This window comes from Paenibacillus sp. J22R3, from assembly GCF_056269305.1.
Genome location: NZ_JBWDNS010000001.1, coordinates 484248 through 499189, shown reverse-complemented (window position 1 = coordinate 499189; position 14942 = coordinate 484248). Strand labels below are relative to the sequence as shown.

The following is a 14942-nucleotide window of genomic DNA, read 5'->3' as shown; positions in this document are numbered from 1 at the left end:
CAAACTGTATTCTTAGCCGGGAGGGATTGTTTTGAAAAGATTAATAAGCGCAGTATCCTTGCTCTTATTGTTAGTTGTAACGGCTTGCGGAAGCCAAATACCCACCAATACAACAGGCGAATCTCTAGGCGCCATCACAGACGCCTCTACAGAACCAACTACGACGCGTTCGCCGAACCCGAACGATAAGGTTGACTATTCGCAAAGCAAGCTGCAAACGATTTATTTGGCCGGCGGCTGTTTCTGGGGAATTGAAGCTTATATATCGCGTATTTACGGTGTTCAAGATGTAACCGTCGGGTATGCCAATGGGACAGGGAACAATCCGACTTATGAAGATGTTGTTCAAGGTGACCGTGGTTACGCGGAAACAGCCGAGGTGAAGTATGATCCGGATCGCCTTCCGCTATCCGATCTGCTGACCGATTTCTTTAAGGTCATTAATCCGACCAGCGTGAATAAACAAGGGAACGATGTGGGCATCAATTACAGAACGGGGATTTATTATAGCCACGATAGCGATCTGTCCGTCATTAACGCGGTTGTAGCGAAGGAACAGAAGAAATACACGAAGAAGATCGTAACCGAGGTAAAGCCTTTAACTAATTACTATTTGGCGGAAGACTATCATCAAGATTATTTGGAGAAAAATCCGGATGGTTACTGCCATGTCGATCTTACGATTCTAGATGAGCCGGTCAAAGTCGATCCATCCTTATACTCCCGGCCCAGCAACGAGCAACTCAAACAGACATTAACGGATATTCAGTACAAAGTAGCCGTTCTAGACGAAACGGAGGCAGCTTACTCCAATGAATATTGGAATACCTTTGACGCGGGCATCTATGTTGATGTGACTACGGGAGAACCCTTATTCTCGAGCCGCGACAAATATGATGCAGGCTGCGGATGGCCTAGCTTCACGAAGCCGCTCGATCCGGATGTAGTGACCTACCACGAAGACAAGAGTTATAATATGGTACGTACAGAAGTGAGGAGCCGGGTCGGCAATATCCATCTGGGGCATGTATTCGACGACGGTCCTAAGGCATCTACCGGGAAACGATATTGCATCGACAGTGCTTCCATCCGATTTGTTCCGCTAGACGATATGGAGAAGGATGGCTACGGCTACCTCCGTTCCACAGTCGAATAACAAGTTCAAGGGGATTGAATCGATGTATAAGCTGCTAATCGTCGAAGACGAAGAATTAGTAAGGAACGGAATCAAACGACTGCTGCCTTTTGAGGAGTTCAATATTACGGAAATCATAGAAGCGGATAATGGCGAAGAAGGGCTTAAGCTCTTCCTCGCCCATCGTCCCGATCTTGTACTGCTGGATATTAATATTCCGAAGATGAATGGCTTAGAGTTCGCACGCAAAGCGAAGGAAATCAAGCCTGCAGCGAAGATCGCCGTCATTACAGGCTATGATTATTACGAATATGCGGTTACCGCGCTCAAAATCGGCGTAGACGATTACGTGCTCAAGCCGGTCTCCAGAACCGACGTGTATGAAGTGCTGCGCAAATTAGTCGAGAAGCTTCAACAAGAACAGCAGTTGTCCGAACTTCAGCAGGTTGTCAGCGAGTACAAATCGACACTTCAATTGCCGGACGATTCGGGGCATAAGGCATCAATTACTCAAATCATTGAAGATAATGTGGCAAACCCGGATTTCTCGCTTGCTGCTTTGGCGAATCAGGTCGGGTTTAGCGCTGGTTATATGAGTGTTTTATTTAAGCGACTGTTTAATGTATCCTTCCAGGATTACTTATTGGGTATTCGCTTAGAGCGCTCCAAGCTGCAGCTTCTCACTTCGGACATGAAGATTTATGAGATCTCCACCTCATTAGGCTTCGATAACCCGAACTATTATAGCGCCGCATTCAAGAAGAAATTCGGGCTCTCCCCCATTCAATATCGGGAAAGGATCAAACACTCGTGAAACTGATTCCCCGTTCTCTGCAATTCCGAATTTCGTGGATTTATATGCTGATCAGCGTGTTCACGATCGGAATAATCGGCACTGTGCTATATGTCGGAATATCCCGCGCGGTCATGAACGAGTCGATCCAATCTGCCAATTCGGCGATTTCTAAGAGCGGCAGTTTAGTGGAGATGTATATCGACCGGTTGAAAGTGTTGACAACCATGCTGGCTCAGAATCCTCAAACGATTCAAACGCTCTCTTCCCCGACCAAGGAAGGTGAACAGGTCGAGCTCCAGCTCATCCATCTTGCCCTCTTATCCGATCCTAACATCAAATCCGTCGTTGTCATCGGCAAGGATGGTTATGTGCTGTCCAATGAGACCAAATTAAACATGATTCGTTCTTCCAATATGATGAATGAACCCTGGTATGTTGCCGCGATCAACAGCACGAACCCGGTACTTACTTCCGCGCGCATGCAGAAGTTTTCGATGGACAAGAATAACTGGGTCATCTCCATGAGTCAAGAAATCAGGGATGCAAATCATCGTAATCTCGGTGTCGTGCTGCTTGATATTGAGTACAAAGGCATCGAAAATTATATGAACGACTTGGATCTGGGCCGTACAGGGTTTGCTTTTATCATTAACAGCAATGGCGGCATCGTGTATCACAATGATCCCTCTTACTTCACGGACACTGCCAAGCAGGATCAATTACGGATGATCAGCATGTCCAAGCAGGGCTATCAACCGTCGGACAACCGCTGGGTCAATCAAACGAAGCTGCGAAATTCCGATTGGACACTCGTTGGCGTCAGCTCTCTAGACGGTCTTCAGCAAGTGCGGAATCAACTGCTCCGCTCGTTCTTCTTAGTGGGACTGGGCTTGCTGCTGCTCATCATACTTGTATCCCCTTTCTTAGCCAAAAGCATCACCAGACCGATTCGTCGTCTCGAGCAGGCGATGCAAAAGGTAAAGTCGGGAACGCTGGAAGTCAGTGTGTCAGAAACAGGTGCAACGGAGGTACAGGGGCTTGCGCAGCATTTCAATTCGATGGTAACGGAGATGCGCCGGCTGATGCAAGACATCGAAACGAAGGAAAAGACACTGCACAGGTACGAATTGAGCGTGCTGCATAGTCAGATTAATCCACATTTTCTATACAATACATTGGATACAATCGTATGGATGGCAGAATTTAATGAGAGTGAGCGCGTCATCTCAACGACAAAGGCGCTGGCCAGATTCTTTCAGCTTTCCTTAAGCGGTGGCAGCGAATTCACGACGGTGGAGAATGAAATGAACCACGTCGCCCAATATTTATTCATTCAGAAGGAACGTTATGGAGATAAACTGAATTATCAACTTCATTTCGATCCGGATTTGTCTGCCAAAGTCATTCCGAAGATTATTTTGCAGCCTCTTGTAGAGAACGCCATCTATCATGGCATCCGGGAAAAAGAAGGTCCAGGACTTTTGCTTGTTACATGCCTGCCGAGCGACGATGGGAACGTGCAATTCGTCGTAAAAGATGATGGCGTTGGTTTCGATCCCGACATCCGCGCGAAGGCCATCAAGGAGGAGTCCACTCTGTCCTTGCCCAAATTAGGCGGTGTCGGCATCAATAACGTGGACGAGCGTTTGAAGCTTTATTACGGCCAACAATACGGGATCACACTGCACTCCCGCCCTGGCGAAGGTACAACAGTCAGGATCTTTATTCCTTAGTACATTCGAAGTTCTTACGGGGGTGACACGCTTGATTGTATCCGAACATTTATCTCTAATAATTTCATTATTCCCAAGCTTAGCAGAGATCACTGAACAGGATTGGAATCAGGATGGCATCACAGTGCTGCAAATGGAGCCTAATTATATTATTGAAGAAGGACAAATCCTAGAGTATGCAATGATGATTCTAGAGGGTACAGTCAGAATGTATAAAATAAGCGCCGGGGGTCGGGAAATCACTTTATATAGAATTCATAGCGGAGAATGCTGTCCATTAATGACCACAAGCATTCTAGGCGAAGGTGAATATGAAGCTTCCGCTTGCGTAGAAACAACAGGTTTAGTGCTGGCGATTCCTGCTGAGATTTTTCGAGACTGGACAGATCGATATAAGTCATTCCGTCGTTTTATCTTTAAATCCTTCGCCAATCGAATAGTCATCATGTCCAATCTTCTGGACAGCATCCATTTCAAATCCATCCGTGGTAGAATTGCCGAATTTCTTATTCAAATGGCGGAGAAAGCCGGTAATTCCGATACTCTGCATATTACGCATGACATCATATCTGTTGAGCTGGGATCGGCCCGCGAAGTAATCAGCAGGTCGTTAAAGTTACTTGAGAAGGAAGAAATCATTAAACTCTCGAGAGGGAAAATCATCATTACCAATCGAAGCGCCCTCGAAAGCTATATCGAATTGTAGCGACTTCAACTCTAACGGTTGCCACAGTCGTTATTTGGCATAAATGTGCCCAGGATACCGACCATAAGCCTCGGACCCCGTGCGGTTTTCAGCATGTCCGATAACTAAATAACCACCTCTTAGAGGTGGTTTTTTGAGTTGTTTATCGTTATGTGACAAAGTTACGGATCGTTTCATGCAGCCCTGTTATTATCATAACTATCAACCAAACAACTTCATTAAACGAAAGGGGCAATCATACATGAACAACGTTGCTATGCAGGCCAATTCAAAACAAACGAAGAAACCGGTTATTCTATTTATTCACGGTGCTTTTATGACACCGGATAGCTGGTCACCAATGCGTAACTACTTTATCGAGCAAGGATATGAGACGATCGCTCCCGCATGGCCGCACCATGAACGGAGTATCGATGAACTTCGGAATAATCCTTCCAAAGCGCTTAACAAGCTTGGCCTGAAGGAAGTCGTTGACCATTATGTGCGAATTATTCAGGCATTGCCGGAGAAACCTATCCTTATTGGACATTCCTTCGGTGGTTTAATCACTCAGATTCTTATGGACCGCAACTTAGGAGCTGCCGGCATCGCAATTGACCCTGCTGCTACTAAAGGAATCAACCCTGGCGCTTATAAGACGGCATCCAAGTCAGTAGCGTCCATCCTTCTCAAGCCTTGGCGAAAAACCGTGAAGTTATCGTTCGAGCAATTCCAATTTGCTTTCGTAAATACATTGTCTTTAAAAGAGCAAAAAGAAGCATTCAACTATGCCGTCCCCGAAACAAGCAGGATCTTTTTCCAAAGCGCATTTGCTTCCTTCAATTCCGGGAGCCCGCTAACGGTAAACTTCAAGAACGGCAAGCGAGGGCCGCTCCTGATCATTGCAGGTGAGGAAGATCATATCGTGCCTGCTGCCATGGTACAGAAGAACTTTCAGCTCTATAATCAACAATCCGGAGCCACTACACATTTTGTAGAGTTCCCCAAACGGTCTCATTGGATTATTGCCGAGAAGGGCTATAAAGAAGTTGCCGATTATATTATGAACTGGGAACCGGCTCAATTGCGTTAAAGGATGACAAAGGGAGCAATGCCGAACTCGGCTAATTGCTCCCTTTACTCTTCTTGTATCGCCTATAACCTATTCGTACACCCTGACTTCGACAATTTCGGCACGCCGGCTTCCGTTAGTTGAATAAGCCACGATACGGATCCTATCTGCGGTTACAGCCTCATCCAGTGTATGAATACGCTTGCGTTGATGATTGTTTTGTCCTTCAGCCACAGCCGTCCATTTGCCGTTCGCGTAGACCTCAACGGCATAATTTTGAATCAGCTCCGGCATGATTGCAAACGGGGTACGGTGATGGTGGAGGTTGATCAAGTCCTCGTTAACGTCGTCATTGAACGTAACGTGGACCGAACGAACATTCACGTGCTTCTCCCAACTCAGCTCCAACCACTCTGACGAGTTTTCCCCCATGGCGACGGACGACCACAGATGAGGACCTGCAAACGGACGAGCGAAACCATCGACAGCTCTCTCAGGGGAGAATGCATTTGTCCCGGATAACAGACGGAAACAGAGTGGTTTGCGCACAAACGGATTCATGCTCCATTGCATGACTGGCTGCGATCGCTGATGGTTCTCGAGATCTGTGGAGACAGCTGGCTTCGCTCCATTGATAAATGTAAGCAATCCCGTTTGTAGCTGATTGGACAAGTGCACCGAAATAGGCTCGACGGCTTTAATGATGAGAAAGGCATTTTGTGGTGCAGCCGGTTTCCATTGCAAATTCAGCTTTACCCATTGCCTATCACCTTTGCTAACTTGCGCAGATGTAGAAGTCTGCAGCGTATGCGGGACGTAATTCTCGCCACGACCCGTATTCCAAAGCTCGACTGTAAGCGTCGCTGCTTCTGCAGCATCTACCAACACCTCAATGCCGTCAATGTCCGGGTCTGCTGGCAGCAGTAAGCCGATATCTGACTTAAGGGGATAAGCTTCTACCGGCGTTTCCACCGCAAGTCTCGTCAACGTACTCGATGCTTTGACGGTCGCTCGAAGCGCCAGATCGTTCGGATCTTCGTTGCGCAAGCCGATGATCGAGGCATCCTGCTTGAGCATCGTTTGCTGCAATTCGCGCAGATGGCTATTATGCAGTTCGCGTGGTGAAATTCCCTTCTCTACGCATAATGCGGCCCCGGTACCCGCGGCTTCACCGATGACAGCACAAGTTGCCATTACGCGCGTCGTCCCGAACGCGACATGCGAGGCACTGATATCGCGGCCGGCCATGAGGAGGTTATTGACGTTCACGGAATACAGCGAGCGAAACGGAATATGATAGATGCCGTCCGTATGAAGGTGCTTAGATCCGCTTTCCGTCGAATACATCCCTTGCGGCGGATGCAGATCGATGGACCAGCCTCCAAAAGCAATGCGGTCTTCGAATTCACGCTGCGCCACGATATCGTTCTGATTGAGTACATGATCGCCGACAAATCGGCGATACTCCCGTTTTCCTGGGATAGAGCCGACCCATTCCAGCGTCATGTTATCGGCATCAAACTGGCCTGAGTTCTTGATATAGTCCCAAATGCCATAAATAGCTGCCCACAGCTCGTCACGAATCAGTTCGTTATCATGAACGGTGTCGGACTCTCCGCCCCATTCAATCCACCAATAGGCACAACCGTTATCGCCGCTGCGAATGACGCGTTTCATCGGAATCGTCGTTTGCGTAATGTCTTTGGCAAAAGTAGGCGGGATGTACTTCACGGGATGGCCCGCATCCTTGGTATAGAACAGAAGCGTGCTGCCGAGTGTAATGTCGTCTGCCACTTCAGGCGCCCAATCCTCGTTGTATTCTTCCTTCGACTCACGGCCGACGCGATACTTAGCTCCAGCCAGAAAGCCAACCAGTCCGTCACCCGAGCAATCCAGAAACACATCGCTTTCAAAGCGAATCTTTCGTTCTGATCCCATCATCCAGCCCGTTACGGAATGAATCTTCCTGTCGTCCTCGTCACCGCTGGCCTCTACTTCATGCACATCCGTGTTGAGAAATAAGCGGATATTGGGCTCGGCCCGTACCTTCTCCATGACGACCAAATCCCAAAAATACGGGTTTCCATCCATGTTACGGTACTGGTTCTCAATGAACAGCTCGCCCATAATACCGGTCTCCCTTGCATAGCGATGGTTTCCGTGCGCAGTTGCGCCACAAACCCATACCCTCACCTCGCTGCTGGAATTACCGCCAAGCACGGGCCTGTTTTGAACCAGCGAAACCGTTCTTCCCTGCCGAGCTGCGGCGATAGCCGCACATACCCCCGCCAGTCCGCCGCCGATAACCGTTATCTCCGTCGCCACGACCTCATTTCTCATATCCCATGCACTCCTTATTCGAAAATGAATATCTTTAGTTTCATCTTAAAAGATCCTCATTTTAAATAACATGCATTGTATTACGAGAATTGATATACTTTATTTCACTAGCATTTCAAAGGTGGAAGCGCGGATGAAATTCGATTATTATGCAAAGTTAGTTTCACATGTATATTGGGAACGCAAAGAACGTTTTGCACTCGACCGTGATATTTATCCATACTGGACGTTGTTCGCCGCTCAAGAAGGCAAATTTTTATTCTCGATCAATGATCATGAGGGGGAAGCCGGTTTTGGTGACTTGGTGATCTGTCCGCCGAATACTTGGTTTCATCGACGGACGATCAGCACACTTAACTTTCACTTTCTCCATTTCAGTTGGGAAGAAGAACCCGAGACCAATTCGGACATGGATATGGATATGGACATGGATACAGACACCGCTTCTAATACGGATACAGTAAGGATTCCAGAGTCCGAGTTCGGGGAGGAGCTCCAGTTAAGAGGGAAAATCAGCATAGCAGATGAAGTGCGTTTGCTGTCCGATTTGCTTTATTTAAAAAAACTAGCTCCGGAACGGAACCAGATCGCACAAGCGAATAAGCAGCATTTATTGAACGACCTGCTGCGACTGGTGGCGTTGGAGCGTGGAAATGATCTGAATCCTGACCATACTGACATTCCCCCGGAGCTTCAGCAGGCACATCAGCTCATGACGGCCCATGCTTACGCACCACTAAACATGCGGAACCTGGCGCATTCACTGAAGCTTTCACCGGTTCAGCTGACCCGTCGCTTCCGCACCGCTTATGGAGTTACGCCATCTGAGTTCGTAACGGAACTACGGCTCTCCCGAGCTTGTCGGCTGCTTGAGGAAACTGAACTCAGCATCGACAAAATCGCTTCCCGGTGCGGGTACGAAAACGGCTTTTATTTAAGTCGTGTATTCCGGCAAAAGCGCGGCATGACCCCCTCCTTTTACCGGAAAACACATCGGGTGTAGCTTAAAACGTTCCGCGAGTGCCTTTTCCCGCGAATAATGGTAAAATGTCAGCTTAGAACGATTATTTTCCAAGACATGGAGGTTTGCTTGACTATGGCATCGACATTTGCTTTTATCGGCTCTTATGCAAACGCGAACGAACCCGGCATTTACGCTTGCACATATGACAAAGAAACTGGCGCTCTAACGTTGATTGGTCAAGCGGATGGCCTGCAAAATCCGACATTCCTCGTACCTAACGGTACGAATCGTATGCTCTATACGATCATGGAAGGCAAGGATTCGGATGGCCGAAAATGCGGATCAGCTGCCGCATACCGGTTCGACCCTACCGATGGGAGCATGCTTCGCGTCAACGAAGAAATTACGCTTCCAGCTACAACATGCCATATTTCACTTGATGCGACGCGTCGATTTGCTATGACAGCGAGCTATCATGGCGGCATGATCAGCCTCTCGCCCATTCTCGAGGATGGCCGAATCGGTCAGACAATCGACATGCACCAGCATGAAGGTTCCAGCGTTCATCCGGCACAAACACAGGCCAGAGCCCATTCGGTTATCGTCGACAACGCAGGCCGTTATGCCGTCGTATCCGATCTCGGCCTTGATACTTTGTTTGTCTATGAATTGGATTTGCCAAACACGCGCATGCTCCTTCGCAGTCAGCAATCCATCACGCCCGGATCGGGGCCGCGTCATTTCGTCTTTCATCCGGAGCTGCCATTTGGTTACGGGATCAATGAATTAAACAGCACGATCACGGTCTATTCGTACGATGCCGCTATAGGACGACTCAGCGTCGTTCAGACCATTTCCACGCTGCCAGAATCGTTCACAGGCGACAATGCTTGTGCGGACATTCACCTGTCGCCGGATGGAAAGTTCTTATACGGCTCCAATCGCGGGCATGACAGCCTGGCCGTCTTCCGCGTCAACCCGGCCGACGGCCGGATTGAACCGATTGAATATGCACCTACGCTTGGCGGACACCCGCGAAATTTCGCGCTGTCGCCGGACGGACGGTTCGCACTTGTGGCGAATCGGGATGGCAACCATATCGTGACGTTCAGCCGCGATGCCGAATCGGGCAAGCTGCTACCAACCGGCAGCGAGCTTCACGTATCCAAGCCTGTATGCATACGTTTTGCTGAAATCGACTAGCGTTTGGTTAAACAATAAAAGTTCTTGTCATTGGTTTCTGACAAGAACTTTTTTATTTAAACAATAAAGCTATAAATCATAGTTCATTCACCGATCCATCGTTGTATCCAACGATCACTTTCGTTGCAAGCTTTATAAACAGGCCATTATCTACAACACCGGGTATCATATTAATCGTGGTATGCAGCTCGTGGGGTTGGACGATAGTCTCAAATTGACAATCCACAATATAATTCCCGTTATCGGTAATAAAAGGTTTATCTTCGCTCATCCGCAGCTGTGGAACGCAACCAAGCTTACCCAATCGTTTCCGGGTTAGCTCATATCCGAATTGAACGATCTCAACCGGCAAAGGAAATTTACCCAGCTGGCTTACTTGTTTACTTTCATCAACAATAATGATTAGTTCCTTACTGGCTGAAGCTATAATCTTTTCGCGCAGCAGCGCACCGCCACCACCTTTAATAAGATTCCAGCCATCGTCGACCTCGTCAGCTCCATCAATTGTCAGATCAATGGAATCGACTTCGGCAATAGAAAGAATCGGAATTCCTAATTCCTTTGCTAAATTCTCCGATTCAATGGAAGTCGCAACCGCTTGAATGCTTAGTCCATCTTTGACTTCCTTGCCGATCTTCTGAATCGCCCAATAGGCAGTGGACCCCGTGCCTAATCCAACAATCATACCGGCTTGTATGTACGCCGCCGCTCGTTCTGCAGCTACTCTCTTTGACTCTCGGATCGTAATATCCATGTTATCCCACCTCGGATAATTGTTTATCAGAGATCATACCACTTATTAACGTAAAAGTGAAAGCTTAACCAGGAGGAGTAAGGTTTGCGCCTTATTATTCTGCCAGAAGAACAACTGCCCGAAGTCAGGCTTCGGGCAGTTGCTTTTCATACCCTATTAAGTGAGTGAGTAATCGTCAAAATAAAACGTGCCCCGCATGTCTTTGAAATACGTGTATACTCGAACTTTCCATGTGCCTGCAGGCGCAGTATATGTCCCATGCACATGAACAAAACCGGAGGTCGTCGCCGTTCCCGTATACGCAGCAGCAACGTTATCTGCTAGTACCGTTCCGCTTGCATCAATGAATTGCACCTTAATTTGAAGCGTACTGTTGTTATTGGAAGCCACATTGACGTAGCCGTCGAACGTATAGGCTGTTCCGGCTATCGCATTCACATCCTGATACCAACCAAACCACGGCCCCGTAGTACCGTCAATCCTCAGAGACGATGAGCCGGATCTCTTGACCGATGTATTCAGCGAAGCGTAGTAATCCTGCTCGATCGTCCATGTTGCCGGTTTGCCTGAGCCGTTGTCGGTTTCGAAGCCGGCGTTCACAAGCAGATTCGTTCCACTTGTGGCATTCGTCGTTACATTCAATGAGCTGCTTGCGGAGGATACATTGCCTGCTGCATCCTTCGCTTTCACCGTGTAGCTGTACGACGTGTTCGCTGTCAGACCGCTATCCGTGAACGTTGTCGCTCCGGTTGTCGAACCTGCCAAGGTGCTGCCTCGATAAACATCATAACCCGTGACACCGACATTGTCCGTTGATGCCGTCCATGATAGCGAGACACTCGAGCTGGTCTTCGACGGCGACGTTAAGCCCGCCGGTGCCGTTGGCGCTTGCGTATCCGGCGCGGCATTCGTCGTTACATTCAGCGCACTGCTTGCGGCGGATACATTGCCTGCTGCATCCTTCGCTTTCACCGTGTAGCTGTACGACGTGTTCGCTGACAGAGCGCTGTCCGTGAACGTTGTCGCCCCGGTTGTCGAGCCTGCCAAGGCGCTGCCGCGATAAACATCATAACCCGCGACACCGACATTGTCCGTTGATGCCGTCCATGATAACGAGACACTCGAGCTGGTCTTCGACGGCGACGTTAAGCCCGCAGGTGCCGTTGGCGCTTGTGTGTCCGTTCCTCCGCCACCGCTGCCACCGGTCAAGTTGAAGTCGTCAAAATAAATCGTTCCTCGCATGTCTTTCATATACGTGTACACGCGAACTTTAACTGTGCCTGAAGGTGCAGTATACGAACCATGTATATTAACGAAACCGGAGGTAGTCGCCCCGCTTGCATACGATGCCACGGTTGACTCGGAGATCAGGGCATTGGAGCTGTTCAAGAATTGCAGCTTAACGTCTAGGCTTGTTGTCGTATTGGATGCCATATTGACGTATCCGTCGAACGTATAGGCTGTACCTGCCAGCGCGTTCACATCTTGATAGATGCCGAACCATGGGCCGGACGTACCGGTTACTTTCATCGATGCAGAGCCGCTTCGTTTCACGCTCGTATCTCGGAAAACGTAGTAGTTTTGCTCCATGGTCCACAAGTTCGGCTTTCCGTTACCATCGTCCTGTTCAAAACCCGGATTAAGCAGCATATTAGTCGGGATCGGAGCAAGCGTCGTCACATTGACCAAGCTGCTTGCGGCCGAAATATTCCCTGCCGCATCCCGAGCCTTCACTGTGTAGGTGTAAGCTGTCGAAGCAGTTAAACCTGTATCGGTAAAACTGGTTGCCGTACCGCTTGTTGAACCTGCAAGCGTGTTGCCACGATAGACATCATAGGCGGTGACGCCTACGTTGTCGGTCGATGCCGTCCACTGCAAGCTGACAGTAACATCCGACTTTGATGGCGAAGACAAACCTGTAGGAGTGGTTGGCGCTTGTGTATCCGGTGCGTTCGTGGTGACATTCAGAGCATTGCTGGCCGAGGAGATATTGCCGGCAGCATCCTTCGCTTTTACCGTGAAACTGTATGCCGTATTGGCTGTCAGACCCGTCGCCGTGAAGGATGTAGCACCTGCACCGACTGTTGATCCGATGAGCGTACTACCGCGATAGACATCATAACCTGTAACGCCAACGTTATCGGTTGAAGCACTCCAAGACAAGGAAACGGTCGTACTCGTCTTCGAAGGCGAAGTCACACCCGTCGGTGAAGTCGGTGCCTGCGTATCCGGAGTTCCGCTGCCTTGACGTACTGCTTTCACTGCGATATCACGAGTAAAGGACGGGATTGACGAGAATGTCAGGCTGCCGCCGGTAGCCGTCGCTGTCGTTGTCGACACATTCGTACCTGTGACGGTGTTAAAGTAAGTGACATCATACGTCCCATTGTTCATACCCGAGAGTGAAAACGACATACTGCTCACCGTTCTCGGACTGCTCACAGTATAGTTGGCCGTCGTATCATTGATCCAGAGCAGTGCACGATCGGCATTTTTGTACCCGCCAACTTTAGTTTGGTTGGATTGTGCGCCGTAATCCGTGAAAGGCATCGTGACGAGATATGCTTCCTCGGGCTGCACGAAGTTCGCAAGTGCCGTGTGTAATGCTTTGATATTGGCCGGAACATTAAAGCCTGCCGCCCCTGCGAATTCCCAGAATAAATTTCCGCCCGCAGCTCCGGCTCGGAAGATCGGTGCCCACAGGCCATCATGCACATAACGCTGAACCGAAGCGTCATTCGGATCTTCACCGCCGCCGCTGATGCCATACTCCCCAACAAATGCAGGGCGATTCCCGAAGTCAGCAAGGAAATGCTTCAATTCGGTTTCCCATTTATCGATTACAGCCGGGGTGCTTTCGTATAAGTGGAAGTTCGTTGTATCCATGGTCGTCAACGTTTCCCAGGTCGATTGATTGAATTCTTGATGATCCTTCCAAGCAAAGCTTGTCGTCGTCGGACGATCGTAGAAATCGAGGCTTTTCCAGTAATTATCCACGGAAGCATGCCACGATGCTCGTGTTGTTGCATTCGTATCGACGCGATTGTCCGATTCATTCCAGTACTCCATCATGCCAAGCCCGCGACTGTAGCCCCATCTGGCAAAAACATAGCGCAGCAATTTCTTCTGATAGGCAATGGCAGTTGCATTCGTCCAGAAATCCGTGTTGTTTTCCGACCAAGAGGACGGTCCGTGGCCGTATTATAAGCGTTCTGCTGCCAATCGTAGTAGAAATCACCGAAGCTGTTCATCGTAAGCATCACATAAATGCCATTGGCTGATGCCGTATCCATCAATGTATCCAGCCGCGCTTGATTCTCCAATTGATATTTGCCAACGCCGTCATAGCTCATTGTAATTCCATTTTGCGTTGTTACGGTCGGTCCCCATTCTGGCGCATAGTTCCCCCACCAGACGCTGTACCATACACGCATCAGATTCATCTTAGCAGCACTATACTGAGGCATAGCGGCCAAAATCTCACTCGGAGCTCCCCATGCGTAATTCGTACCAATCAATGTCAGCTGTTTGCCCGCACTGTCGATGAAACGATTCCCGCTAATCCCCATGAAACCTCTGTTATTCCCCGGACCTCCGGCTGTAAACGTATAGTTTGATGACTGCCCTGTGCCGTTGCCATCCGCCACCTTCAAGTAGACAGAGTGCGTCCCTGTTTGACGTGGTGCATAACGAATTGCCCATTTGGGAGAAGAATTAGATAGATAGAATGCAGGTACCATCTCCGTCTGACCCGAAGGTGTAGTCACATAAGCTCTGGCATCAACCTCATCAGGGTTAAATGGATTCGAATATGTCGCGCTAAGATCAAATTTGATCTCAAATTTGTCATACATGGCTGGTGTCGTCGTATTCAGCGTAATATTGGAAATCGTTGTCGCCGCAGACACGCTGACCGGCAGTGCTAACAAACCGCCAAATGCCAGAATCAAACTTAATAATACCGATAAACCGGTTCTCGTTGTTCTCGTTGCTTTACCTGTCCTCATTCAATCTCCTCCTAAATTCGAATGACTGGGCTGCAAACATGAAAACGTTCTTAGAAAAGGTATCAATATTCCCTCCTTCCTAATTTTCGCAGGTTGTGCTTCCAACTGCTCTATTTCATTTTTCTTCCAGATGCCTTGTTCGGTCAACCCTTCAAAGTGCACCTTTTAACCTGTGGAACGGTACAATGACCGTAATAAACGTAAGAACAACTTTCCATTTCCTAACAATCATAAAAACAAACCGATTCTGAAA

Annotated in this window: 11 protein-coding genes; 7 read left to right on the top strand and 4 right to left on the bottom strand. The window is 48.7% G+C overall.

The window, feature by feature from the left end; translation table 11 throughout:
- Positions 1 to 31: 31 nt before the first annotated feature.
- The 5 genes from msrB to AC0YN4_RS02240 all read left to right on the top strand — a co-directional run bounded on the left by msrB (position 32) and on the right by AC0YN4_RS02240 (position 5442).
- Positions 32 to 1156 (top strand): peptide-methionine (R)-S-oxide reductase MsrB, encoded by a 1125-nt coding sequence (msrB, locus tag AC0YN4_RS02260; protein WP_475780835.1) that lies wholly within the window; start codon positions 32 to 34, stop codon positions 1154 to 1156.
- Positions 1122 to 1949 (top strand): response regulator transcription factor, encoded by an 828-nt coding sequence (locus AC0YN4_RS02255; RefSeq protein ID WP_475835009.1) that lies wholly within the window; start codon positions 1122 to 1124, stop codon positions 1947 to 1949. Before msrB ends, AC0YN4_RS02255 begins: the two co-directional genes overlap by 35 nt.
- The gene (locus AC0YN4_RS02250; protein ID WP_475780833.1) at positions 1946 to 3664 is read left to right on the top strand and encodes a sensor histidine kinase; all 1719 of its coding nucleotides are present in this window, start codon (positions 1946 to 1948) and stop codon (positions 3662 to 3664) included. Before AC0YN4_RS02255 ends, AC0YN4_RS02250 begins: the two co-directional genes overlap by 4 nt.
- 31 nt (positions 3665 to 3695) lie before the next feature.
- Complete coding sequence (locus AC0YN4_RS02245) at positions 3696 to 4370, top strand: Crp/Fnr family transcriptional regulator (RefSeq protein ID WP_475835008.1); 675 nt, start codon at positions 3696 to 3698, stop codon at positions 4368 to 4370.
- Between the two features lie 241 nt (positions 4371 to 4611).
- Entirely contained in the window at positions 4612 to 5442 is an 831-nt protein-coding gene (locus tag AC0YN4_RS02240) for an alpha/beta hydrolase (protein ID WP_475780831.1), read from the top strand.
- A 69-nt stretch (positions 5443 to 5511) separates the two neighbouring features.
- On the opposite strand, the gene AC0YN4_RS02235 is transcribed toward AC0YN4_RS02240, so the two are convergent.
- On the bottom strand, positions 5512 to 7761 hold the full coding sequence (locus AC0YN4_RS02235; protein WP_475835007.1) for an FAD-dependent oxidoreductase: 2250 nt from the start codon (positions 7759 to 7761) through the stop codon (positions 5512 to 5514).
- 133 nt (positions 7762 to 7894) lie between these two features.
- Here AC0YN4_RS02235 and AC0YN4_RS02230 point away from each other — a divergent pair, with 133 nt between their 5' ends.
- Entirely contained in the window at positions 7895 to 8764 is an 870-nt protein-coding gene (locus AC0YN4_RS02230) for a helix-turn-helix domain-containing protein (protein ID WP_475835006.1), read from the top strand.
- A 93-nt stretch (positions 8765 to 8857) separates the two neighbouring features.
- The gene (locus tag AC0YN4_RS02225) at positions 8858 to 9928 is read left to right on the top strand and encodes a lactonase family protein (RefSeq protein WP_475835005.1); all 1071 of its coding nucleotides are present in this window, start codon (positions 8858 to 8860) and stop codon (positions 9926 to 9928) included.
- Between the two features lie 76 nt (positions 9929 to 10004).
- On the opposite strand, the gene rpiA is transcribed toward AC0YN4_RS02225, so the two are convergent.
- From rpiA to AC0YN4_RS02210, 3 genes are all read right to left on the bottom strand, one after another.
- Positions 10005 to 10682 (bottom strand): ribose-5-phosphate isomerase RpiA, encoded by a 678-nt coding sequence (rpiA, locus tag AC0YN4_RS02220; RefSeq protein ID WP_475780827.1) that lies wholly within the window; start codon positions 10680 to 10682, stop codon positions 10005 to 10007.
- 156 nt (positions 10683 to 10838) lie between these two features.
- Positions 10839 to 13802 (bottom strand): fibronectin type III domain-containing protein, encoded by a 2964-nt coding sequence (locus AC0YN4_RS02215; RefSeq protein ID WP_475835004.1) that lies wholly within the window; start codon positions 13800 to 13802, stop codon positions 10839 to 10841.
- Positions 13751 to 14689, bottom strand: coding sequence for a DUF5060 domain-containing protein (locus AC0YN4_RS02210; protein WP_475835003.1), 939 nt, complete (start codon positions 14687 to 14689; stop codon positions 13751 to 13753). The genes AC0YN4_RS02215 and AC0YN4_RS02210 overlap by 52 nt, the downstream gene beginning before the upstream one ends.
- Positions 14690 to 14942 lie beyond the last annotated feature (253 nt).